Origin of the sequence: Natronococcus sp. A-GB7, from assembly GCF_029688865.1 — an archaeon.
Classification (GTDB): Archaea; Halobacteriota; Halobacteria; order Halobacteriales; family Natrialbaceae; genus Natronococcus.
Window position 1 is genome coordinate 25628 of sequence record NZ_JARUKV010000013.1, and the last position, 22237, is coordinate 47864.

Annotated in this window: 22 protein-coding genes; 15 read left to right on the forward strand and 7 right to left on the reverse strand. The window is 63.4% G+C overall.

The window, feature by feature from the left end; all coding sequences use genetic code 11:
• Positions 1 to 22: 22 nt before the first annotated feature.
• Entirely contained in the window at positions 23 to 1483 is a 1461-nt protein-coding gene (locus QA609_RS12990; protein WP_278303040.1) for a flippase, read from the reverse strand.
• 926 nt (positions 1484 to 2409) lie between these two features.
• On the opposite strand from QA609_RS12990, the gene QA609_RS12995 reads away from it, so the two are divergent.
• From QA609_RS12995 to QA609_RS13045, 11 genes are all read left to right on the forward strand, one after another.
• Entirely contained in the window at positions 2410 to 3480 is a 1071-nt protein-coding gene (locus tag QA609_RS12995) for a hypothetical protein (protein ID WP_278303041.1), read from the forward strand.
• Complete coding sequence (locus tag QA609_RS13000; RefSeq protein WP_278303042.1) at positions 3477 to 4613, forward strand: hypothetical protein; 1137 nt, start codon at positions 3477 to 3479, stop codon at positions 4611 to 4613. Before QA609_RS12995 ends, QA609_RS13000 begins: the two co-directional genes overlap by 4 nt.
• A 232-nt stretch (positions 4614 to 4845) precedes the next feature.
• On the forward strand, positions 4846 to 5235 hold the full coding sequence (locus QA609_RS13005; protein WP_278303043.1) for a hypothetical protein: 390 nt from the start codon (positions 4846 to 4848) through the stop codon (positions 5233 to 5235).
• Positions 5232 to 6299, forward strand: a complete 1068-nt coding sequence (locus QA609_RS13010) for a hypothetical protein (protein ID WP_278303044.1) — start codon at positions 5232 to 5234, stop codon at positions 6297 to 6299. Before QA609_RS13005 ends, QA609_RS13010 begins: the two co-directional genes overlap by 4 nt.
• Before the next feature lies 1 nt (position 6300).
• A complete protein-coding gene (locus tag QA609_RS13015; protein WP_278303045.1) occupies positions 6301 to 7149 on the forward strand; it encodes a hypothetical protein in 849 nt (282 codons plus the stop codon).
• On the forward strand, positions 7146 to 7313 hold the full coding sequence (locus tag QA609_RS13020; protein WP_278303046.1) for a hypothetical protein: 168 nt from the start codon (positions 7146 to 7148) through the stop codon (positions 7311 to 7313). The genes QA609_RS13015 and QA609_RS13020 overlap by 4 nt, the downstream gene beginning before the upstream one ends.
• 11 nt (positions 7314 to 7324) lie before the next feature.
• Positions 7325 to 7477, forward strand: a complete 153-nt coding sequence (locus QA609_RS13025) for a hypothetical protein (RefSeq protein WP_278303047.1) — start codon at positions 7325 to 7327, stop codon at positions 7475 to 7477.
• Complete coding sequence (locus QA609_RS13030) at positions 7474 to 7977, forward strand: hypothetical protein (RefSeq protein ID WP_278303048.1); 504 nt, start codon at positions 7474 to 7476, stop codon at positions 7975 to 7977. The genes QA609_RS13025 and QA609_RS13030 overlap by 4 nt, the downstream gene beginning before the upstream one ends.
• Entirely contained in the window at positions 7974 to 8573 is a 600-nt protein-coding gene (locus QA609_RS13035) for a hypothetical protein (protein ID WP_278303049.1), read from the forward strand. The genes QA609_RS13030 and QA609_RS13035 overlap by 4 nt, the downstream gene beginning before the upstream one ends.
• A gap of 2 nt (positions 8574 to 8575) precedes the next feature.
• Complete coding sequence (locus QA609_RS13040; RefSeq protein ID WP_278303050.1) at positions 8576 to 9637, forward strand: hypothetical protein; 1062 nt, start codon at positions 8576 to 8578, stop codon at positions 9635 to 9637.
• Between the two features lies 1 nt (position 9638).
• Complete coding sequence (locus QA609_RS13045) at positions 9639 to 11510, forward strand: phosphotransferase (protein WP_278303051.1); 1872 nt, start codon at positions 9639 to 9641, stop codon at positions 11508 to 11510.
• 39 nt (positions 11511 to 11549) lie between these two features.
• Here QA609_RS13045 and QA609_RS13050 read toward each other — a convergent pair whose 3' ends face one another.
• The 3 genes from QA609_RS13050 to QA609_RS13060 all read right to left on the reverse strand — a co-directional run bounded on the left by QA609_RS13050 (position 11550) and on the right by QA609_RS13060 (position 14887).
• The gene (locus tag QA609_RS13050; protein ID WP_278303052.1) at positions 11550 to 12422 is read right to left on the reverse strand and encodes a hypothetical protein; all 873 of its coding nucleotides are present in this window, start codon (positions 12420 to 12422) and stop codon (positions 11550 to 11552) included.
• Positions 12310 to 13011: a hypothetical protein gene (locus QA609_RS13055; protein WP_278303053.1), complete on the reverse strand. Its 702-nt coding sequence runs from the start codon at positions 13009 to 13011 to the stop codon at positions 12310 to 12312. The genes QA609_RS13050 and QA609_RS13055 overlap by 113 nt, the downstream gene beginning before the upstream one ends.
• 79 nt (positions 13012 to 13090) lie before the next feature.
• Complete coding sequence (locus tag QA609_RS13060; RefSeq protein WP_278303054.1) at positions 13091 to 14887, reverse strand: hypothetical protein; 1797 nt, start codon at positions 14885 to 14887, stop codon at positions 13091 to 13093.
• Between the two features lie 166 nt (positions 14888 to 15053).
• Between QA609_RS13060 and QA609_RS13065 the strand changes: the two genes are divergently transcribed.
• The gene (locus QA609_RS13065; RefSeq protein ID WP_278303055.1) at positions 15054 to 16142 is read left to right on the forward strand and encodes a glycosyltransferase family 4 protein; all 1089 of its coding nucleotides are present in this window, start codon (positions 15054 to 15056) and stop codon (positions 16140 to 16142) included.
• On the opposite strand, the gene QA609_RS13070 is transcribed toward QA609_RS13065, so the two are convergent.
• From QA609_RS13070 to QA609_RS13080, 3 genes are read right to left on the reverse strand one after another with little or no spacing between them, the layout of a single operon-like run.
• The gene (locus tag QA609_RS13070; RefSeq protein WP_278303056.1) at positions 16139 to 17101 is read right to left on the reverse strand and encodes a polysaccharide deacetylase family protein; all 963 of its coding nucleotides are present in this window, start codon (positions 17099 to 17101) and stop codon (positions 16139 to 16141) included. The two genes, QA609_RS13065 and QA609_RS13070, sit on opposite strands and share 4 nt — an antisense overlap.
• A complete protein-coding gene (locus QA609_RS13075) occupies positions 17094 to 18239 on the reverse strand; it encodes a glycosyltransferase (protein WP_278303057.1) in 1146 nt (381 codons plus the stop codon). Before QA609_RS13075 ends, QA609_RS13070 begins: the two co-directional genes overlap by 8 nt.
• Positions 18239 to 19558 carry a nucleotide sugar dehydrogenase gene (locus tag QA609_RS13080; RefSeq protein ID WP_278303058.1) on the reverse strand — a complete coding sequence of 440 codons (1320 nt, stop codon included), beginning with the start codon at positions 19556 to 19558 and terminating at the stop codon, positions 18239 to 18241. The genes QA609_RS13075 and QA609_RS13080 overlap by 1 nt, the downstream gene beginning before the upstream one ends.
• 256 nt (positions 19559 to 19814) lie before the next feature.
• Between QA609_RS13080 and QA609_RS13085 the strand changes: the two genes are divergently transcribed.
• Genes QA609_RS13085 through QA609_RS13095 form a run of 3 tightly spaced genes read left to right on the forward strand, consistent with a single transcriptional unit; the run spans position 19815 to position 22233 of the window.
• Positions 19815 to 20117 carry a hypothetical protein gene (locus tag QA609_RS13085; RefSeq protein WP_278303059.1) on the forward strand — a complete coding sequence of 101 codons (303 nt, stop codon included), beginning with the start codon at positions 19815 to 19817 and terminating at the stop codon, positions 20115 to 20117.
• On the forward strand, positions 20114 to 21232 hold the full coding sequence (locus tag QA609_RS13090) for a DUF4350 domain-containing protein (RefSeq protein WP_278303060.1): 1119 nt from the start codon (positions 20114 to 20116) through the stop codon (positions 21230 to 21232). Before QA609_RS13085 ends, QA609_RS13090 begins: the two co-directional genes overlap by 4 nt.
• A complete protein-coding gene (locus tag QA609_RS13095) occupies positions 21229 to 22233 on the forward strand; it encodes a MoxR family ATPase (protein WP_278303061.1) in 1005 nt (334 codons plus the stop codon). The genes QA609_RS13090 and QA609_RS13095 overlap by 4 nt, the downstream gene beginning before the upstream one ends.
• Positions 22234 to 22237 lie beyond the last annotated feature (4 nt).

A 22237-nucleotide genomic window follows, 5' to 3' on the forward strand; every position in this document is an offset into this window, starting at 1 on the left:
TGGCGATCGGCGCTCGTCGTCATCAGTTCAGTATAGCCAGCGCGTCACGAGGTTCAACCAGCCCGATCGCGACCGAGCATCCAAGCCAGAGTGCGAATCCGATTCCAACGACGAGAAACAACGTAATCCAGCCGGTCACGTACCCGACGAGAACGAACACGACGAGGGACATCGATGCGGTTACACCCAGTATTCGCCCGAGCCGTTTCGTTATCTTTCCGACGTCGAGACCGAACTCGTAATGAATGAGCAGAACGCACGCCAGCGTATACGCCCCGTGGGTCACGACGGTCGATATCGCCGCACCGACGACACCAACCGTCGGGATGAGGACGATGTTGAGAAGGAGGTTACAGACCGCGGCCACGCCCCGGATTACCGCTCTGGTTCGTGCACGTCCCAGGTAGTCGAGACTGTGGCTCGTGATTTCGAGGACGGCGACGAAGACGGCGTACACGGCCAGAACCTGCAGAACGGGAACCGCGCCCCTGTACTCGGACCCGAACAGGAGCTCGACCACCGGACCCGCGACGAGAATCAGTCCGGCCGTCGCGGGAATGTAGAACGTCAACGCCGTGAGCAGCGTGTACTCGTATATCCGTCCGGCGCGCTCGGTGTTCTGTTTCGCCTTTTCGGCGCCGAACGTCGGCGAGAGCGTAAAGCCCGCGGCGCTCATCGGCTTGTCGATGAACGTCGTTATCTGATTGGCGACGACATAGAAACTCACGGCCGCCGGGTTGAGAAAGAATCCGATGAGAACGATGTCCATCCCCTTGTCGAGGTTGGCCATCGTGCTTGTCGCGGTTATCGGGACGGAGTACTCCGCGATCCGACGCCGGAGTCCGTCCTCCATGACGTGACTGATCGACTCAGTGTAGTTGTCGCGAACGAGGACGGCACCGACCACCGTCGAAAGAAAGGAAGCGAAGATATAGCCGCCGAGAGCGCCGAAGGCACCGAATCCGAGTAGCACGAACGCGACGGCGAAGACGGCGGTGCCGGCGTTCCTGGTGACTTTGACGAGAACGCTGTGTTCGATCCGTTCGAACCCCTGTAGCATGTACTTGAAGTAGACGAACAGCGTCTCGAAGATCAGATACAGCACACCGAGCAGCAGGAACGGAGCGAGGTTCGGTTCGCCAACCCGAACCGCGATCGCCCGGTGGCTGAACAGCAACACCAGACAGGTGATCGCGATCGTCAGCGCGTTCATCCAGAACGACGAGCGAACGATGTGGGGTACCTGTCCCGGATTCGTCTCCTTGTACTCCGAGATGTACCGGGCCGCGGATCGGGCAATTCCGAGCTTCGAGAAGGTCAGAAAGATGCTCAGTATCGATAACGCGAGAAAGAGCAGTCCGTAGTCCGTCGGTCCGAGAAGCCGCGCGAGAACGACCGCAACGACGACTCCGGAGGCTGCTACGACGGCCTGGCCGCCCAGGGCGACTCGAAACCGCGAAACCAATGTCGATGTCTTCGTCATGATGGAAGCTCGGGACACCCGATCGAGACCGATCGGACGCGGAGCCATCCGGGCGTCCGTGCGCCACGACAGTTGGAGAACGTGCTCTCCTCGATAAAGATTGTGACCGTCTAGAGCGGCTCGATCGTCGGTTTCGTCCGGCGTGAACCTGGACCGAAGCATCGACGAACGACGATTGAGAGAACGACCGACTCCGTAACACGCAGGAGTCGTGGCGCGAGCGACGGTGTCGTTTCCCTACAGTCGCCGGGATCGCCACGAGTGGTTGGTGCCCCGCTGTGGTTCCCGAGCTCGTCACGGATAGCGTCCCTAGACTAGGCGACTAGTACCACGAAAGACGTCGTTCGGTAACGGAGAGCCGAGTGCCGAACTGCGTTTTGTCGGTTCTCGTCGTTGATGCCAGAAGGCGAAAAGACCAACGCGCGAAGCCAACCGGGGACTTCGGGCGGACGAATCCGGGATTGAGTCCTCAGACTCGAGGTCGCTACCAATAGATTCGCCGAAGGAAGGCGTCGAGCAATCGGTCGACTCGATCGCGACCTGACCGCCCGGGGATAGCTCGATCGGATATCGAGTCCCTGCGATCGAAACGAGCGCGGGAAATGTCGAACGTCAATCGACGAACGTCGTGCGCTGTAAACGGAAGATCCGAGAAGTCGGCGACGCCACAACCTTCTGCAACTACCAGATGAGCCGGTTCGGGACGGCGCGGTCCGACGAGACGTCGTCCAAAGTCTGATTCTCCGCCGAACGGCGACAATAGCTTTGTGAGGTCACGGTTCATGGAGGACTGTTCCGATGAGTTCTCACGCTCGCACGGTCGACCGTCCGCCTCGAAGCTCCTGTCGTTCGTCCGCGACGTTCGGTGGGATGTACCGATCGCATCGTCGAAACCGCCTCCTCGCGTCGCTCCTCGAGGTACTCTCATGAGTCCGAGAGACGACTCGGACTCGAGCGACGACGACCGAGTCACGGAGCTCGCCGAGCGGGTCGAACGCCTCGAGGAGCGGCGCGGCCTTTCGACGACGGCTCCGGACGGCTCCCGGATCTCGTTCGACAAACTGCTCGCGCTCGGCCTCACGCGTCGACAGGCGCTCGCGGCGCTCGGCTTCGTCGCCGCCGGCGCGACGACCGCCACGGCGATCGGTCGGTCGCTGACGGCCGTCGAGGCCGACGACGGGGACGAGAACGACCTCGACGTGCGCTCGATCAGATCGGAGGAGCAACGGATCGTCGACGGCGACGGGGACGGCGAGTTCGCGTGGCGAGTCGAGGACGGCAACCTCGTCCTCGAGGGGCTCGAGGGAGAGTTCGCCGTTCGAAACCCCCGGGCCGACGTCGACGGCGAAAGTCGGGCGATCGTCTACGAGGGAGGAACGTTCGAGGGAGCTCGGTTCATCGAACTGGAGTACGAGAGCACGGAGCCAGCGCTCGGGGACGCAGCCGAGGCGGGGGAACGTTCCGTCTCGTACGGGCGCCAGGCCGGGCGTGATAACGATGACCGACAGAACGTCGCCGTCGGTGACCGTGCCGGCGACGGATCGGCGGGTGAACGGAACGTCTACGTCGGTCGGGAGGCCGGCCGGGAGGCCGAGGGGGAGGAGAACGTCTACGTCGGACAGGCGGCCGGCCAGGAGGTCGCGGCGGATCAGAACGCATTGGTCGGCTCACGGGCGGGGGTCGAATCCGCCGTCGAAGAGTCAACGGGAGTCGGCCAGGGGGCGCTGAGCGAGGCGGACACACGGCGAGTTCAAGCCCTCGGCAGACAGGCGGGCCGAGAGGCGTCCTCCGAGAACAGCATCTTCGTCGGTCGCAGAGCGGGACAGAACTGCGAGGGGGACGTCGTCTACGCCTTCGGCAACGAGGTGGCCAGCGACTGGGACGAGGATTACACTATGCTGGTCGGCGACGACGAGGGGAACGTGTTTCTCCGGCTCGACCTCGAGGAGGGGAATCTCGAGATCGCGGGCGAACTCACCGAGAACGCCGATCTATGAGGGTCGTCGATCCCTACGAGCGCGTCGACTGGACGGCGGACGACCACCACCTCGCACAGCTTCACGTGCATCCGAACTACGGCGACAAGGGAACGCCCGCCGAGGTCATCGACGCGTACCACGAGCTCGGTTATACGATCCTTCCCGTTCAGTCGAAGAGCGATCTCCTGACGACCGACGGCGAGCACGCGACGGCGTACCCGTGGACGGAGCTGGCGGGGACGGAGATCGATCCCGAATCGTCCAATCAGGACGATCCGCCCGACTGGACGGAGAACCGCGATCCCGAGGAGCTGGGTATGGTGGCGATCGAGAGCGTCGAGATCGATCGGGTGGAACACATGACGCACTTCTTCGGCTCGTTCGACGAGGCCGATCCCGAGAGCCAGGGTACCCAGTTCCACCGGGCGCGAGCGTCCATCGAAACGACCGAGCGCGGAATCACGGGACTTGCCCACCCCGGACGGTACCTGGAACACGACGTACGGGGCGACTGGCATCGCGGCGAGTGGGAGCGATACGACGTCCTCTACCGCAACCGACCGCGGTTCTTCGGCCTCGAGGTGTTCAACGGCGCGTTCCATCCCGACGACCGAATCCTCTGGGACGACCTCCTGACGAAGTTCGCGCCACAGAGACAGATTCTCGGCACTGCAGTCGACGACGCCACGACAGTCGATGTCGACGACGAGTCTGTCGACAGGGGCCGCACCGTCTTCCTTATGTCCGACGAGGAGTTCGAACCGGGCCACGAATCCGGAGCCATCTACGACGTGTGGCTTCGAGGACAGTCCTACTTCTCGCAGGTTCAGAACAGCCAGGAGGACGACCACCTGCGGATCGAGCGCGTGGAACACGACGAACGAGCGGGTACGCTGACGGTCGAGCCCGACGACTGGGAGTGGATCAACTGGGTCGCCGACGGCGAGCCGATCCACGCGGACGACGAGACGCTCGAGTACGACGACTACGCCGACGAGATCGACGGCTACGTGCGGTTCGAAGCCGGCGAAGGGGACAACAGCTACCCCAGCGACGAGACCTGGACCGGCAGCGGCGACGGTCCGCGGTCGGTCGTCTGTACCCAGCCGTTTCTCACGACGGGAACGCTCGCTCGGGTGGAACGGAGCTGACTGCGAGTCCCACCCGTGACGGTCCCGCCAGTGAACGTACTCCAGAGTTGGTCAGTGTTCGCGGGCGGACTGTACGGGACGCTTCGGAAACGTCTTTGTAAACCCACAGTGCAGGATGGAGACGGGACGCGAAAGCGGCCGATATTTGCCCGGGAGCCGCTCGAGGGACGGAGCGCTCGCTCTCCCCGCTACGGTCGGACGAGCATCTATCGTGGCCGCTTGCGAGTAGACCATGAGTTCACGACGAAACCCACCGAATCCGGACGAGATCAACGACCGACTCGAGGCGATCCTCGAGCGAGTCGAACGGCTCGAAGAACGAACCGGCCTTTCGACGACGGCACCCGACGGCACTCGAGTGTCGTTTAGCCAGTTGCTCGCAGTCGGGCTCACGCGACGGCAGGCCCTCGCCGCACTCGGCTTCGTCGCCGCCGGTGCGACGACCGCCGCGGCGATCGGTCGCTCCGTCGCGACCGTCGAGGCCGACGACGAGGACGGCGAACCGGACGAACTCGACGTTCCCTCGATACACGTCGACGAATCGATCGGCATCGGTGAGTATCGGTGGGAACTCGACGATGGAAACGGGGATGACGTCCTCTCGTTAGTGTACGAACCATGACCGTCGAAGTCGGACCGAGCCAGTACGAGGCGCTCGACTGGTCCACCGTCGAGCACAACTGGGCCGCGTGGCACCTCCACCGGCGCGGGACCGACGGCTGGCACGAGATCGTCGACGCGCTGGTCTCCCAGGGGTACTCGATAATCAGTATCGGCGAGAAGCAGGGTAGCCAGCCGTGGCCGTGGACCGACTGGGACGACGTCGAAGACGACGAGTACGACCACGAGAGCCGCGACCCCGAGGAGGAGGGGGTGATCGGACTGCCCGGGCTCGAGTGGAACGACTCCGAGCACGTCGTCTGGATCGGCTCGACGCTCTACCAGGACGAGATCGACGAACCGATCTATCGGTTCCGCGACGCGGTCAGGGAGGTTCGAACCAGGGAGGATCACCACTTCCCGCGCAGCAGGAACGGGGTCACGTTCCTCGCTCACATCGGACGGTACAGCGACGACCCGGACGAGTGGGAGCGCTGGGAGGCAGTACACAACCTCTGGTCGCCGGAACGACACGGTTTCCTCGGCGTCGCGTTCGGCGGCCGAAACCAGACCGTCGTCGACGTCTGGGATCGCCTCCTCGAGGAGATCGTCCCGAACCACCCCGTCTACGGCTTCTACGAGATGGACAACAGCGACTCCGAGGTCGGCGAGGATTTCGACGTCCGGCTCACTACCGTCCTCACCGAGTCATCGCTCGACCCGACGGATCAGACCGACGGCCGAGAGCGCGTCATCGATCGCCTCCGGAGCGGACAGTTCCTCGCCCACTTCCGCGGTGAGTGGGACCCAGACGAGGAGGACCGACCGCGACTCCCCAGAGTCACCGAAATCGCGGTCAGCGACGATCGACGAACGATCTCTATCGAGGCCGAAGCGTACGACGAGATCACGTGGATCAGCCGTGGCGAAGAGGTCGAAACCGGGAGTAGTATCGACGTCGACGAGGAGATGGTTCCCTACGTCCGGGCGGAACTCTCCGGCGTCGACCACGACGACACCGTCACGTTCGTCCAGCCGTTTTACGTGCGGACCGAAACGACCGTGGCCAGCTTCGGAGGTGAATAGGATGCAGGTGTTCCCGGACCGAATTCGGTGGAACAGCCGAACCGAGTGGACCGAGCCCGCGAGGTTCGAATCGCAGTCGACGTTCGAGCGGGAGATCAGCCTGCAGGACGACGTCGATCTCGAGTCGGGACGCATATTCACTCCGACGTCGTTCGTCATCGGAAACGATTTCGGCGGCGAGGACCCGTTCGACCTCGAGGACCTCCCGCAGAGTACGATCCTGATCGGCGATCTAACCGGCGTCGACGTCGACGACGGTGGGGAGTGCGTTCACATCGGTGTCGGATCGGGTCTCCAACAGGCGGGGGAGCGAACGGTGTTCGTCGGGTACCGAAGCGGTCAGGAGTCGGACGGTCGACGAACGACCGGGGTCGGGTACGACGCGGCGAGGGGTGCAGCGTCCGCCGAAGGAACGCTCATCGGATACGAGGCGGGCCAGGACGCCGTCGGCGAAGGGAACGTGGCCGTCGGCTGTCGTGCGGGTCGGGACTACGAGGGAGAGTACGGGGCGGTGCTGGGACACGAAGCCGCCCAGGAGGCCGAGGGAGAGCGGATCGTCGCGGTCGGCGCACAGGCTGGGGGGGATGCAGACGACGACAGATCGGTCCACGTCGGTTACTGGTCCGGACTGAGCAGCGAGGGAGAGCGAAGCGTGTTCGTCGGCTATCAGGCGGGTCGCGACAACACGGGCGACGGCGTCATCGGGTTGGGATACGAGGCCGGTCGCGAGAACGACGACGACAACGTCCTGTTGTTGACGGACAACGAGGGGACGCTCCGCGGACGGATGGACCTCGAAAGCGGCGATCTCGAGATCGCCGGTGAACTAATGGAGAACACAGAGCTATGAGAGTCGAAATCGAGCTGTCGGACCACCACGAGGCGATGCTCGAGGAGCTGTCGGAACTTCCCGACGCAGATCCGCAAGCGGAACTCGGGGAAATCCTCGAGCCACACGCCGAACGAGCGATTCACGACGCCTACCAGCACCACCGTCGAAACGGAACCCTTTGAACACAGCTAGCATGAGTACAACAATCCACTTGCGCAAGAACCGATATTCGGTGACGGAAGTCCGCCCCTTCGCGATCGACAGTCCCGAGACACGGACGAAACCGACGGCCCAGACGCTGGCGGTCCAGTCGTCTCGCTCGAAGCCGACCGAGGAGGACGCATGAGCCCGCGCCGAACTCCATCAGCTCCCGATAGCGACGACGATCGCTTCGACGAACTCCGCCAGCGGGTCGAACGGCTCGAAGAACGAACCGGTCTCTCGACGACGACACCGGACGGCTCCCGGATCTCGTTCGGCCAGCTGCTCGCGGTTGGACTCACGCGTCGACAGGCGCTCGCGGCGCTCGGGTTCGTCGCCGCCGGCGCGACGACCGCCGCGGCGATCGATCGCTCCGTCGCGACCGTCGAGGCCGACGACGAGGACGGCGAGGAGTTCGACGAGCAGACCGAACTTGAGTCGGTGAGCACGGCGTACGCGGAGATCGAGGAACTCGTCGCCGACGACGGCGAGGTTCGACGGTTCGAAGCGATCGATGCGTCGGTCGTTCCGCGCTACGAGACCGAGGACGAGATGCTCGACCTTACCGATAGCGCTGGTAGTCTCGGGCTGATCGAAACCCAGGGCGGGAGACACAAGCTGAAGTGGCGGACGGAGGACGTATGACCGAACTCAGCGGCCCCGCGACGTTTACCGAACTGAATCTGGCATCGCTTCCGTTCGCGCTCGACTTCGCGTATCGCGACGAGGACGACGAAAGCGGCTTCGTCGCGGAGACGTCCGGAGACGGCGAGATCGACCTCGGCAACGGCGACGGGGCTCGATTGAGCGGGTCCGGCGAGGGTGACGTGGCGCGGATTCGAGCGGCCGATACCCAGGGCGGCAGCCTCCGCCGCGTCGACTTCTTCCGCTGGGAGCATCGGGGCGACAACGATGGCGATGCCGCGATCGTCGGTCTCACGGATAGCGAGGGAGACGGGCCGACGGGTTGGGATGCGATCGCCGAGGAGTTCGTCGTCGGCGACAGTTCAGTGTCGTCGGAGACCGAGTTCGAGACCGGTCGCCACTACCAGCTGTGGATGCTCTCCGACGACGTGCCGGGGCGAACGACGTTCGTCCTCTATCACGACGGCGAAGTCGAGGTCGAGGAGATCGACGATACGCTCAGCGAGAACTACGAGAACATCGTCTATCTCGAGAACACGGACGTCGAGATCAGACTGCACGCCCACGCCTGGGGACCGCTCCCGCCCGAACTGTAACCATGGCAGAGATAGTGGACGACTGGACCGATTCAGCCGACTTCGACGACCCGAGGAAGACGGGGGACCACCACCACGCGAGGACGGACGAGCCGATCGATACCCCCTACGGCGTCCTCGACTACGCGGTCGGCGACGGTCCCGACACGGACGGAAACGCGATCACCGAGTCGTACGACCTCTTCTACATGATGAACTCGAGCGGGCCGACCCACTGGCCGTGGGACGATCCGCCGACGGGCGAATCCAGGGATCCGGTCGAACTCGGCGTCGTCGCGATCCCGGCCTACGAGCTTCACTTCGGGACCCACACGTACGGCCTGTTTTCGACGGTCGATCAGGCGAGCTCGAAGATCGGCGGCGTGCCCGAAAAACACCAGAGCACGCTCGACAACCGAAAGCACGCGAACGGTTACCCCGAACCGATCGTCGGGTTCGCCCACGTCGGTCGGTACGTCGGCGAAGAGACGATCACAGATCGCGAGTACGAGCGGTTTCGATTCAACGTCGAACGGCTCGCTCGACAGGACGTCCCGTCGGTCGTCGGAACTGGCCGCAACTCGGAGTATCCCCACGAGGAGACCCGGCTGCTGTGGGACCGCCTGCTGACGGAGTTCGCACCCGCGTACCTCCCGATCAAGATCGCTCACAACGATCCGCGGGGTGACGAGGACGGCGTCGTCGGCGACGGACTCGACAGGCGGTGGTACTCTACGCTCATGAGCGCCGACGAGTACGACGTCGACGACCAGGCAGCGACCAGAGTAGCGGCCCGCGAAGCGATCGGACGGCGAGCCGTTCTCGCGCACTTTCGCGATTCGTTCGACCCCGATGGATCGATTCCCGAGCCTCCAGTCGTCGAGGACGCGGGAGTCGACGGAGCTACCGTCTACGTCGAGTCCGATGCGGACGAACAGGTCTGGATCACGGCCGGAGGAGAGGGGGTCGAAACCGGCACGAGCGTCGATGTTTCCGAAGGCGAGCGGTATCTCCGGTGTGAGCTGTGGAACGACGACGAATCGGCGCTCACTCTGACTCAGCCGTGGGGGATCCGCTCCGAGTGAGATGAGCGTGTTAGCCTGTCCCGAGTGTTTCGGTACCCTGGAGTCCCGAGAGGACGTGACCTGTGGGTCGTGTGGCACCTCGTTCCGAACAAGGTACGGAATCCCCAGCTTCCTCCCCACAGAGAGCAGTGACAGCGGGCTACTGTCGGACGACGAGTTAGCGGAGTTCGCGAACCGTGCGGAAGAACAGTCCGTTCGCCGGGCGATAGCAGCCGTCGACAACGAAAAGCGACGACAAGCGATCAGCAACGAACTCAACTCGGTCAACAGGGACAACTGGCGGATTCTGGCCTCAAGCTACCTCGGTGGTCGATGTCTCGACCTGAACGCGGGGTTCGGACGACGGGCCGGGCAACTCGCACCGCTGGTGGACGAGGTGTACGCGCTCGATTCGAACGTTCACAAGCTCCGGGTGCTATCGGCACGCGACGAGTTCCGAGACGCCGGTCCGGTGTATCCGGTACATGCCACCGCCGACGCCCTTCCGTTCGGTCCGAACGTTTTCGATACGGTGGTTCTCGAGTACTTCGACGGATCACTCGCCGATCTCCGTACGACGCTGCGAGCGGTTGTGACGCGTCTCGAGCCGGGGTCGTCGGTCGTCGTGTTCACGAGCGGGGGGTTCGGGGTCGGTAAAGCCCTCGACGACGTCCTTGGCGGAGGACGACCGTCCGTCTCCAGTTGCAGACCGATGACACACGGGCGTCTGAGGAGTGCGTTGCGATCGCTGGGGTTTTGGGATCTCGAAACGCTCAGCTTTCTCCCTACGTATTCCGCGACTAAGTACGTCTTCGACGGAGGGAACGTCCACAACTACGACGTCGCGTTGAGTTCGGAACTCGATGGACGGTTTCGAGACGTGTCGAAACTCACCACGGCGGCGTTCGATCGAGCAGCGGTGCTTTCGGAGCTCTCGCCTATCTCCTGTATTTTGGCTCGTTACGAGCCGGACGAGTGGAGTCGTCGCTCGCACCGGACCACCGGGCATGTAGTTGAACCGCAAACTGACTCAAGAGTCGTCGTTTCAGGAAGGGCGAGGGCGATCGTCCTGGATTACTTGGAGGAGGGTCTCCAGCGGATTCACAAGGTTCCGAACCGGAGACGACACGGGTCGATAAATCGAAACGAGGGGAGAGTCGTCGACCACCTGCGATGGAACGGTGACGAGCTCTCCGATACGTTTCCGAGAGGCGACGTCGTCACATCTTCGATGGGACCCATTAGACGAGAGGAACCCGTCTCGGGAACGCAGCTCTCCGAGTGCCTCTCGAACGGTACTGTCTCGTTCGAGGCGTGTATCGACACGGTGTTGGAATGGGTGATCCAGTTTCAGCGGCGGTACCGACGGAGTTGCGACGAACGTGTCCGGACCGAAGTACGGGGAGCAGCTTCGGAGTACTGGCCGGACGAGTCGTTTCAGGGGGACGTTACGTTGTTCGGCGTGCCCGTTCACGGCGATCTGGTTTCTGGAAACGTATTCGTCGAGGCCGACCGCGTCTCCGCCGTGATCGACTGGGAGTACGGTCGGCTGAACGGGAACCCGATCGTCGATTCGGGATACTTCCTGCTGCGCCTGGGCAAGGAGTTGTTCGGGACGTTCGACGAGGGGTTTGAAACCCTGTTCGTCCGGGACAACGGTTACAGTGTCGCTCTGAGTGCGGCCATAGATCGGTACTGCGAGCAACTAGAGATATCGAAGGAGGCGTTCTATTACTACCTGCCGCTGGCGTACGCACACAGAATCGAGATCGAACGGGAACACGGGATACGCGTATCGGAGCGGACGATCGACAAGCGGCTCGGTCGGATCGATCTCGTACGGAGTTACGAAATGGATGAACTTCGAGCGCTGCGGTCATCGACCCGTGGCTGAAGCCGTGGGCCTTCTCCTCGCATCTCTGTGAGCCGCGTGCTACGGGTCGATGTCCGGGTGTTCCTCGAGGTGGCTCGGAACACCGTCGGCTGCTCCGCGTAAAATTTCGTCCCTCGTTCGTTGCCAGCGACGGTGTCTCACCAGAACAACGACGGGGATCGTATCCACACCGACGATCTTGGCGAGCGCCAATCGATGGCGCCCGTCGTAGAAAATGAACTCCCCGTTTCGGTCGATATTGACGGCTACTTCGCCGTTTATTTTCCGGTACGATTCTCGCCTCGGACGAGACGCCATCGGGTCCTTCCACCGTTCCGTTAGCAGCTCGGCCTGTGATTTATAGCCGAACTCGCTCATAGCTTCGAACATCGAATCCAACTTCTCACACCGATCCCGGAGATCGGCTTCGGTCGTGTGCCCCCACATCGCAGAGGGGTCCTCGCCGTTCCGAATCCGTCGAAGCAACGACTGGTAGTACCTCGTCTCCTCCCACTCTCTCCCCTCGACGAAGCGTTGTTCGAACGACTCGAGCACATACATGTGGAACTCACCGTCGCGTTCACCGAAGTCGTACGTCTCCCGATCCCACGAACCACCGACAACTGTTCCGGCGACCTTCCGGTTCGGTTTGTCGAACGGTATCATTGATCTGGTGACGGTCGTTGGATCGACCGTGACGAGTTCGTACGGGTCGATGCGCGAGTGGTATCGAACGTCGTTGTAGAGCTTTCTCGCTCGAAGCCGCTTGTCGACGTAGCAGTCACGCGCCTCGAGCAACCACCTCGAAGTTACTGCGCCGTTACGAACTCTCATGTCCCGGTAAATTGCCGGCGTACGGTTTGTAGCCTGGACAGAGCGGGTGTCCGTACTCCGTCTCTGCGAACTCGTACTCCAGCGTCCGTTTGCTCTCAAGGAACCCCTCGTGAACGGCGACTACCCTCACCGGGATCCGATCGACGTCCAGAATTTTCGCCAGCGAGAGACGGTGGCGACCGTCGACGAAGAGCAACTCACCGTTCCGTCCGATATCGACCGCCACCTCGTGGTAGTGTTTTTTGTACGGAAGGATCTTCTCGTACGGCGTTCCTCGTCCCTGCGCGAGCAGTTCCGGCTGCGTCTGATAGCCGTGGTCTTTCATATTCGTATAGAGCCGATCGAGGTATCGACAGCGCTCGAACACTCCGGTTTCTGACGTTCGGTTGTCCATCACGCGCTCACCGTTTCGCACCCGTACGACCCGTGACTGGATCGCCGACATCTCCGACCACGCGATATCGTCGACGTGGCGCTCGAGCAGGCAGCGATACCACTCGGACGAATCGACGAACCGCTCGTCGTTTCGATCCCAGTCTCCGTCTAGTACGAGGCCGGCCATCGTCCAGGCGTTTTTGTGTGCGTTCGGCCGGCCGGTGACGCGCTCGATCTCGCTCGGTGGTGCCCAGAGTACTACGAACGGGTCGAAGTAGCTGGACGTGTACTTCAGCAGACCGAGATCGCTCAAGAGTACCAGACATATCGGGCGAAGCTGTACGATAGCTGACCGCAACAGTCCCGCGAAACGGAGTGTGCGGTCGAGTGGTTTAGGAGTCATTCGAACCCGGATCGATCAGGTAGAGCGTAACCCCTCCGTTGGAGACGACTCTGTTGGATCCGTCGGTGGTATCGATATACCGGTAGTCGTCGGCCTCGAACCGTAATCCTTCCCAGACGATAGTGTCCTGGATTCGACTCGATTCCGTGATCGGTACGTACGTCTGCTCGTCGTACTCGTTTCTGATGTCCTGGTCGGCAAAGTGAGACGGAACGCCCGACAACAGGTTTCTTGCCTCCGGCGGTCCTTCCCTCACGTCGGCGTATCGGCTCGGATTGGATCGAAGACGATCGTACGCAATCGAGTCGTCGTCGTACTCGTAGACGGCATCGAATCCCGCTACTTGTACCTCCGTGACGTGGCTCGACGACTGATAAAAATAGGGAGAGGGAAAAACGACGAGCAGCGTCAGTGCCAGCAACACGACGGAAACGACTACGAAAGCGTTCCTCGCACGCGTCTTGCCGAGCCCCAGACCCAGAATCAGCTTGCCGAGACCGATCGCCCCGACGATCGTAACAAGGACCATAATGAACGCGTGGTGGCGAAAGTACTGATCGCTTCCAGTCCCGTGTTGGAGGTAGATGAGAAAGAGTACGAACAGCGGGATGATGCTGGCAGAGAGAACGGCCACGGTGTATTTCTCTCGATGTGAACAGTCGGAGAACGGATTGAGAACGGACTGTTCTCGACTCGGCGAGAGCAGCGTGATCACGACGATTAACGCGAGAACAGCAGTGAGCATCGAGAACAGCGAGGGAACGAAAAACAGTTTGAAAAACACCTCCAGAACGGATCCACCGATCGCCTCGAGCGAGGACGCTCGAGCGGCAGTCGGGCGTCCGACCTCCGTGTCCATGAAGATCCGCTCGACTCGCCCGGCCAGGTGGCTTTCGAAGCGTCCGAGCCGGTAGATCCATACCCAGAAGATCGCGGCTGCCAGGCCGAACGTGTAGACGACGTTCGGTCCGGTTACTATCCCCTTCAGGCGGGGCCAGTGCTGGAACAGATAGTGTATCGCCACGAGCGAGGAGAGGACGATCAGGAGGTTGGCGGCCTGCTGAGGGTGAAGGATGATGAGCGTCCCGAACGAGACGAGAAACAGGACGAACGTTCGAACGCTCCGTCTCATATAAAAAACGATCAGCGAGAAAAGGACGAACGGAACGAACATGTGGGCCTGACTGGTCGGATGGACGAACAGCCCACCCGAGTTGTGGTTGACCGGCAAGAGGAGGAACCCGGCGAAGACGCCGAACAACACGACGCTTCGCTCCGTAGCTATCGCACGCACCGTCAGCGGAACGAAGACGAAAAACATCGAGAGAAAGACGATGACTGTTACGAGAAGCGCCGTATTGAGCGGCATGTCCGTTACGAACACCGTCACTGTTCCGAACAGATGTACCGCGGGATAGACGAATTCGTTTCCGTCGACGTTTCCGGCCATCAGATCCATCGTCCGACCGAGGTGGGAGAGCGCGTCGCCTTCTCCCTTGTAGTAGTAGCCCCGAAGCACGGGGAGTGAGACGACGGTGAGCATGGCCGTTCCCGATAGAAACACTCCCGCGTACCGTACCCGATCGAGCTCGGTAGAGAAGAGTACGACGCTGGCGACGACGAAGGCGATACCGAGCGCGACCCAGACCGCCGGCGGCGTCTGCGTGTAGATCGAGTACTCGTATCCGCGAACCGGGTTCGTGTAGGCGAGGAGGACGCTCAGCGTGACGAGCGCGAATCCCAGCGAGAGAAGGATCTTGAACGCGCTCTCCCGGCGGTGTTCCATGCCAGTACCTCTCGAGTCGATCGGATAAAGATGCCTCTAGGGCCGTCAGCGAGCCGAAAACGCAACGATTGCCGGACGGTCCGGGACCGCCTACTAGTCCGGCCGGTCCCGTACTAGGGGGGTCGACGTATTTCACGGCTCGAGTCCTCGTGTGGTATCGTTCACCATGAGTAGCTCCGAAGTGCTGATCGTCGGCTCGAACAACAAACCGACGGGCGGGATCCCCCGCTACATCCCCGAACAGCTCCGACACCTGCCCGAGGACGTCGAGGGCCGGGTGTACGACATCGGTGCCGCGGACGGAGCCGGGGCGTCGTGGTTCGTCACCGCGCTGTGTCTCGCCCTAGCCGACGCACTCGCGTTTCCGTTCCAGCGGCGTCCCGACGTCGTCCACGTCCACACCTCACAGCGACTCTCGTTCTACCGGGCGTCCGCGTACGTACTGTTCGCGAGGTACGTCTGGCGGGTTCCGGTCCTGTTGCACATCCACGGCTCGTCGTTCGACGAGTTCGTCGCCACGGAGTCGGTACCCGTGCGCACGCTGCAGCGGCTCGTCTACGACGCGAGCTCGGAGATCGTCGTCCTCTCCGAGTACTGGAAGCGACAGCTCGAGCCCCACGCCGACCGGGAGAAAATCATCGTCCTCCCGAACGCGGTGAACCCGGCAGACTACGAGCCGCGGTACGACGCGGAGCCACCCCACCTGGTCTTCGTCTCGAACCTCATCGAGCGAAAGGGCGTACTCGAGTTGATCGACGCCCTCGAGACGGTGCTCGACGACGGTCCGGAGATCCGCGTCAGTATCGCGGGGAAGGGGCCGCTCTCGCCGGCGGTCGAACGGCTGGCCGATCGTCACGACTCGGTGACGTCCCTCGGCTACGTCAGCGAGGATCGGAAGCGCGAACTCCTCGAGGAGGGGTCGATCTACGTCCTGCCGGCCCACGCCGAGGGGCTCCCGATCGCGATCCTCGAGGCGATGGCCGGCGGGAACGCGATCGTATCGACGACGGTCGGCAGTATTCCGGAGGTGATCGGCGACGAGAACGGTCGGCTGCTGTCGCCGGGCGACGAGCGGGCGCTCGCACGCCGACTCGAAGAGCTGGCGAAAGATCCCGAAACCGTCAGAGCGATGGGGCGGCGAAACCGCCGGTTCGTCGAGGAGCGGTACTGCTGGGACGTCGTGGTCACCCGACTCGTGGACCGATACGAACGGCTCGCCGACCCTGGCCCCGACGGACAGACGACGCGGGTTTAGCGGTCCCCGTAGGCGTCGTAGATCCCGTTCATCGTCGTCAGCTCGTACCCGCGAGAGACGAGCGTCGAGAGGTTCCGTTCGAGGATCGCCGTGGATCGCTCGAGGTTCCGTTTCATGATCCAGCGTTTGGGCGCGGCGAGCTTATCGTGCGATGCGGTTCGGTACAGATCCTGCAGGTGGACGTTGTAGACGACCACGTTCGGGAGCGGCGAGACGCCGAGATACGACGACAGCGGCCGACCGAAGAGCTTGAAGTAGCTCTGTGATACCGGGATCCTGATCCCCCGGTGGACGCCGAGGGGAATCTCGAGCAGCGACGACGCGGTGCTCGGCGTGTACGGTTCGGTCGGCGCGGTCAGGTTGTTGTACACGCCCGGTCGGTACGACGGGAACACGCTCGAGTCGAATTTGAAGCCGAGCCGTTCCAGCACGCGGAACCCGTCCGGATCGATGTTTCCCTGCTGGGCGCGGTACCCGACGGGATCCGTGCCGAAGTGGTTCCGATAGGCCCGCATCCCTCTTCGAACCTCCTCCTCGAAGTCGAACTCGTTGCTGACGTCGTGTTGGTACGTGTGGAGGTGAAACTCCGTCCCCAGCGCCGACCGCAGTTGCTCGACCTTCTCGGGGTATGCCTCGAGCGTCTTGCCGACGACGAACGCGGTGAGCGGGACGCCGAGCCCGTCGATCAGTTCGACGAAGTCGTCGAGGTACTCGAGGGTGAGGTGATCGTACCGCGGGTCGTCGAAGTACCAGTCGTCCTCGAGGTCGATCGTGAGGCAGGCGAGGCGGTCGTCGGGTCCGAACGGGCGGTCGGGCTCGCCCCTCGCCGTCGGGGGTTCTAGTTGCGGCTCGGGAGCGAACGCGTCGTCACCGATCGTCGGGGATCGGGAGGCGGACTCGGCTTCGGCACGCGCGTTCGGAGGATGGGCGTGACCCCCACTCTGGGCGTCTTTACTCACGGATCTGCACCTCCGCGTGCTCGTTTACCTGCATGTCGAACAGCATCGCGAACATGAGGAACATACTCCCCATAATGAACAGCATCGAACTGAGCGACGCCCGGACGAACAGCCCGTTGTCGAGCAGGAGGTAGCCGACGATCGTCCACAGGCCGCCAGCGATCCCGAACGCTGCCGTGAGGGCTCCGAACAGGTAAAACAGCGCGAGCGGGTGAAAGTCGAGCACGAGGTACTTCACCTTCAGCCGCCAGAGGAAGTTCCGGAGCAGCATTCCAGAGACCCGTCGGATGTACGTCGTGTAGCTGATCGACGACTGCTCCTCGCCGTACTTCGCGGGAATCGCGACGTCGGCGACGCGCATCCCCTTCGCGTTCAGCTTCACGAGCAGATCGTTGCAGTAGCCGTAGTACTCGTACATCTCCTCGATCCCGCTGTTCGCCAGCGCGTAGTGTGAGATCGCGGTGTACCCGTTCTGGGGGTCCATCGTCTTCCAGTACCCGCTGGCGATCTTCGTCAGCAGCGTGAGTATCGAGTTACCGAAAAACCGAAACCCCGGCATGTCGGCGCGGTACTCCCGGTAGAGGAGCCTGTTCCCTTTCGCGTAGTCGGCTTCGTCGTCGACGAGCGGATCGAGGAGCTTCGGAAGCTGGGAGAGGTCCATCTGTCCGTCGCCGTCGACCGTGGAAACGATATCGACCGCCTCCTCGAGCGCGGCCAGGTATCCCGTCTTGATCGCGCCGCCGGCGCCCAGGTTCTCGCGGTGTCGGATCGGGACGACCCGCCCGACTGGCGATCCGATCTCCGCGCGCTCGAGCAGGAGGTCGTTCGGATCGTCGGGCGGCACGAACTCGGCGCCGAACAGGCCGGCGTCCCCGCCGCCGTCCGCGATGGTTCCCGATCCGTCGGCGGCGGCGGGCCCGTCGGCGTCGAGCGCTGTTTCGGTCGCGACGGCCGACGGACGCTCCGTCGCGTCCTCTCGGCCGGCCTCGAGGATCTCGGCCCAGGTTCCGTCGGACGAGCAGTCGTCGACGACGTAGAGTCGATCAACGTACTGTGGCATCTCACGGATGACATCGCCGACGAACCCCGCTTCGTTGTACGCCGGGACGACGACCCCGACGGTGTGGTCGCGGTACATCAGAGCCTCCGGTAGATGACGTCGCGTCCGCGAACTCGGTCCTCGAACGTTCCGTCGACGTCGATCACGACCGGAACGGAGCCGTTCCCGCCGCCCAGCTCGTCGAGTTGCAGCCGGGAGAACGCGCTGTGGGGCGTTCCGACGACGTAGCCGTCGAACCCTCGAAGGGAGAGTTCGGACTGAACCTCGAGTTCGAGTTCGGCGCGTATCGTCTCGTCGTCGGCGCAGGGATCGAAGCCGACGACGTCGATCCCGTACTCCCGGAGCGTCTCGACGACGCCGCCGATGGCCGACGTCCGCACGTCGTTGACGTCCGGTTTGTACGTCAACCCTAGTACTAGCACGCGACTCTCGGCGAGGACGTTTCTGGCCTCGTTCAGGGCCTTTATCGTCAGCTCCGCGACGTGCTTGGGGACGTACTCGTTGACCGCTCGAGCCTTCTCGATCAGTTCGGGCTGAAACCCGTTTCGCTCGGACTCGAAGATGAGGTAGAACGGGTCGACCGGGATGCAGTGACCGCCGACGAGTCCCGGCCGGTACTCGTGGAAGTTCCACTTCGTCCCCGCCGCCTCGAGCACCGCCTGCGTATCGACGCCGATGTGATCGCACGTGACGGCGAGTTCGTTCATCAGCGCGATGTTGATATCGCGCTGGGTGTTCTCGACGCACTTCGCGGTCTCGGCGACCTCGATCGATGGAGCGAGGTGGACGCCCGCGTCGACGATCGACTCGTACAGTACGGCCAGTTCCGCCGCCGTCTCACCGGTGAGTCCGCTGACGATCTTGACGACGTTGCGCAGGCCGTGTCGGTCGTCGCCCGGAACCGTTCGCTCGGGCGAGTAACCGACACCGAACTCCTCGCCGGCGGTCAGCCCCGACGTTCGCTCGAGTGCGGGAACGAACACCTCGTTGGTCGCACCGGGATACACGGTCGACTCGAGGACCACGGTCGTTCCCGGCCGCAGCCCCGTGCCGATACTATCGCCGGCCCGTTCGACCAGTCGAAGGTCGGGCGTCTCGAGGTCGTCGACCGGTGTCGGGACGGCGACGATGACGTAGTCGGACGACGCGACGGGAGTCGGTTCGGTGACGAAGTCGATGCCGCTCGCTGCGATCGCGTCGTCGCCGACGTCGCCAGTCGGATCGATTCCCGCCTCCAGCGTCGCGATCTTGCTCGAGTCGACGTCGATTCCCCGGACGGTGTAGCCCGCATCGTCGAAGGCGTGTGCCAGCGGCAGACCGACGTACCCGAGTCCGACCACGGAGACGGAGACCGACCGTCTCGATAACTGTCGTTGCTTGTAGTTGCGTTCGCTCATGTCTCGGAGTGGTCTCGTTCGCTTCACCTCGGCGCGGGTGGGACGGACCCCCCTCGTCTCTCCTCCGACCACCGGTGCCGATTAATAAGTGTCGGACTAGCGAACGAGCGAGCGACACCCTAGAACCGCCGTTAACGGGCGAAGCTGACGAGTCGAGTTCCGCGTTCGAAACGGCAAGGGCGAGGAGGGACATCGTGATCCTAGTCGACGCCGCGGCCACAAGGGTTTACACCCTCGGGAGCGCCTGGACAGGGTGATGCCGACGCAGCGACGGATACGGTTCGTCCACGGTCAGTGTGGGTGGATGCTAGCCACGGTGCTCGTCCTCGTTTCGATCGACGCGCTCACCTACGAGCTGTTCTTTATCCTCGCGCTGATCGGTCTGCTGACGATCACGGTACTGACCGCACCGTTTGCCGTCGTACCAGACTGGCGTCGTCGGCTTCGGTGGATCGTCGCTGTCGGTGGGGGTGTCTTTATCGCGATCGTCGTTTACCGACTCGTCAGGATCGTCTCACCGGTCGTCGGGATCATCTCACCGGAGGTGTTTCCGTGGTGACCGCCGACGGGGGAACCGACGAAAACGACCTCTCCCGGCTCTGGATCCGCGCTCGCCGTCACTGGGCGATCGCTCTCGTGGGCGGGCTTGCGGTGAGTCTCCTCCTGGTCGTGATCGTCGCCGGTATGACGTCGACCGCGGCGTTCGAACCGTACAATCCAGACTGGGACGGAACGAGCGAGTTCCGTACCGACGTCGACGCCGATCCGAACGTCGACGCGGAGATCGTCACGGACACGAACCAGTACGACGTGACCGATCCCCACGAAACGGTCGCGTTCGTTATCGCGCCCGAGGCGCCGTACACCGGGGCGGACGCCGACCGGGTTCGGACGTTCGTCGAGCGCGGCGGGACGCTCGTCGTGCTCGAGGACGCCGACGGGTACGGCGGCGACCTGCTCGAGCGGACGGGTGCAGAGGCGCGTCTGGGCGATCGGTTCGTGCTCGACGAACGCGAGCGCGTTCGTGGGCCGGCGATGCCGATCGCGTCCGAAACAGCGACACACGCCCTGACCGACGACGTGGATCAGCTGGTGTTGTACCACGCGACGACCGTTGAACCGAACGGCGCAACGGTGCTCGTCGGGACGAGCGAGTACAGCTACCTCGGCGAGAACGCGACCGCCGTCCCCAGCGAGGGAACCGAACTCGAGTCCCACCCGGTCGCGACGACCGAGTCGGTCGGCGACGGGACCGTCGTCGCGATCGCCGACCCGAGTGTGGCGACGAACGCGATGTACGGCCAACCGGACAACGCACAGTTCCTCGCGAACCAGTACGCCGGGGCAGACCGCGTCGTCTTCGATCGGAGCCACGGCCCGGAACCACCGCCGATCACGGCTGCCGTGCTGGCGATTCGCACGTCGCCGGAACTCCAGTTCCTCGTCGGCTCGGTCGGGATCGCCGCCGTCGTCGCGGCGCCTCGCGTCGCCGCGGCGCTGAGCGGCTCCGGGCGTCGGTCGGACGCCGCGGGCGTCGAGGGCGACGATCGCCAGATCCTGTCCGACGAGGACCTCGTCGCGGCCGTCTGTCGCCGGCACCCCGACTGGGACCCCGACCGCGTCAGAACCATGATAACGTCACACAACCGAGACCAGGAGAGAACCTACCGATGAGCGAGCAATACCACGACGAAGGCACGACGGCACAGACACTCGCGGACGATATCACCGCGGAAGTGAGTCAGGTGGTGGTCGGCACCGAATCGGCGACCGAGCTCCTGATCATCGGGCTGTTGACCCGGGGACACGTTCTTCTCGAGGGAATTCCGGGGATCGCGAAGACGACGCTCGCGACCAGCGTCGCGCGGGCGGTCGGACTCGAGTACAGTCGGGCACAGATGACGCCGGATACGCTCCCGGCTGACATCACCGGAACCCGTATCTACCGTGAACGGACAGGCGAGTTCGACCTCCACCGCGGGCCGATATTCACGAACGTCCTGCTGGTCGACGAGATCAACCGCGCGACGCCGAACACCCAGAGCGCGCTGCTCGAGGCGATGCAAGAGGCCCAGGTCAGCATCGAGGGCGAGACGTTGCCGCTCCCGGATCCGTTTCTCGTGCTCGCGACCCAGAACCCAATCGAGACGGACGGCGTCTTCGAGCTCCCCGAGGGCCAGCGGGATCGGTTTCAGCTCAAGCTCAGACTCGAGCTTCCCGAACGACGGGTCGAGGCGGAGATCCTCGACCGGTTCAACGCCGACCCACAGCACGGACCGCGAACGATCGAGCAGGTGGTTTCGGTGGCCGACGTCCGCGCCGCACGAGCCGGCGTCGCGAAGGTGTACGTCGCACCGGGAGTCCGCGACTACATCCTCGATCTCGTCGCGGAAATCCGTTCACACGCGGCCGTTGCTCACGGGACGTCGACGCGAGCGAGCATCGCGTTTCTCAACGCTGCAAAGGCCCGGGCGGCGATTCACGGACGAACGTACGTCGTTCCCGACGACGTCAAGGCCCTGGCCGAGCCCGTTCTCGCACACCGGCTCGTTCTCGACGTCGACGCCGAGCTGAGCGGAACCGAGCCGGTCGATGTCGTCGGCGACGCGCTGGAGCGGACGGAGGTTCCGGACACGAACGGGACCGAGTGGGCGCTCGCCGCGAAGGAAGACTGACGAC

Coding starts and splice junctions, on each gene's coding strand:
- QA609_RS12990 (WP_278303040.1), bottom strand. CDS start 1,483: ATGACGAAGACATCGACATTGGTTTCGCGGTTTCGAGTCGCCCTGGGC.
- QA609_RS12995 (WP_278303041.1), top strand. CDS start 2,410: ATGAGTCCGAGAGACGACTCGGACTCGAGCGACGACGACCGAGTCACG.
- QA609_RS13000 (WP_278303042.1), top strand. CDS start 3,477: ATGAGGGTCGTCGATCCCTACGAGCGCGTCGACTGGACGGCGGACGAC.
- QA609_RS13005 (WP_278303043.1), top strand. CDS start 4,846: ATGAGTTCACGACGAAACCCACCGAATCCGGACGAGATCAACGACCGA.
- QA609_RS13010 (WP_278303044.1), top strand. CDS start 5,232: ATGACCGTCGAAGTCGGACCGAGCCAGTACGAGGCGCTCGACTGGTCC.
- QA609_RS13015 (WP_278303045.1), top strand. CDS start 6,301: ATGCAGGTGTTCCCGGACCGAATTCGGTGGAACAGCCGAACCGAGTGG.
- QA609_RS13020 (WP_278303046.1), top strand. CDS start 7,146: ATGAGAGTCGAAATCGAGCTGTCGGACCACCACGAGGCGATGCTCGAG.
- QA609_RS13025 (WP_278303047.1), top strand. CDS start 7,325: ATGAGTACAACAATCCACTTGCGCAAGAACCGATATTCGGTGACGGAA.
- QA609_RS13030 (WP_278303048.1), top strand. CDS start 7,474: ATGAGCCCGCGCCGAACTCCATCAGCTCCCGATAGCGACGACGATCGC.
- QA609_RS13035 (WP_278303049.1), top strand. CDS start 7,974: ATGACCGAACTCAGCGGCCCCGCGACGTTTACCGAACTGAATCTGGCA.
- QA609_RS13040 (WP_278303050.1), top strand. CDS start 8,576: ATGGCAGAGATAGTGGACGACTGGACCGATTCAGCCGACTTCGACGAC.
- QA609_RS13045 (WP_278303051.1), top strand. CDS start 9,639: ATGAGCGTGTTAGCCTGTCCCGAGTGTTTCGGTACCCTGGAGTCCCGA.
- QA609_RS13060 (WP_278303054.1), bottom strand. CDS start 14,887: ATGGAACACCGCCGGGAGAGCGCGTTCAAGATCCTTCTCTCGCTGGGA.
- QA609_RS13065 (WP_278303055.1), top strand. CDS start 15,054: ATGAGTAGCTCCGAAGTGCTGATCGTCGGCTCGAACAACAAACCGACG.
- QA609_RS13075 (WP_278303057.1), bottom strand. CDS start 18,239: ATGTACCGCGACCACACCGTCGGGGTCGTCGTCCCGGCGTACAACGAA.
- QA609_RS13080 (WP_278303058.1), bottom strand. CDS start 19,558: ATGAGCGAACGCAACTACAAGCAACGACAGTTATCGAGACGGTCGGTC.
- QA609_RS13085 (WP_278303059.1), top strand. CDS start 19,815: ATGCCGACGCAGCGACGGATACGGTTCGTCCACGGTCAGTGTGGGTGG.
- QA609_RS13095 (WP_278303061.1), top strand. CDS start 21,229: ATGAGCGAGCAATACCACGACGAAGGCACGACGGCACAGACACTCGCG.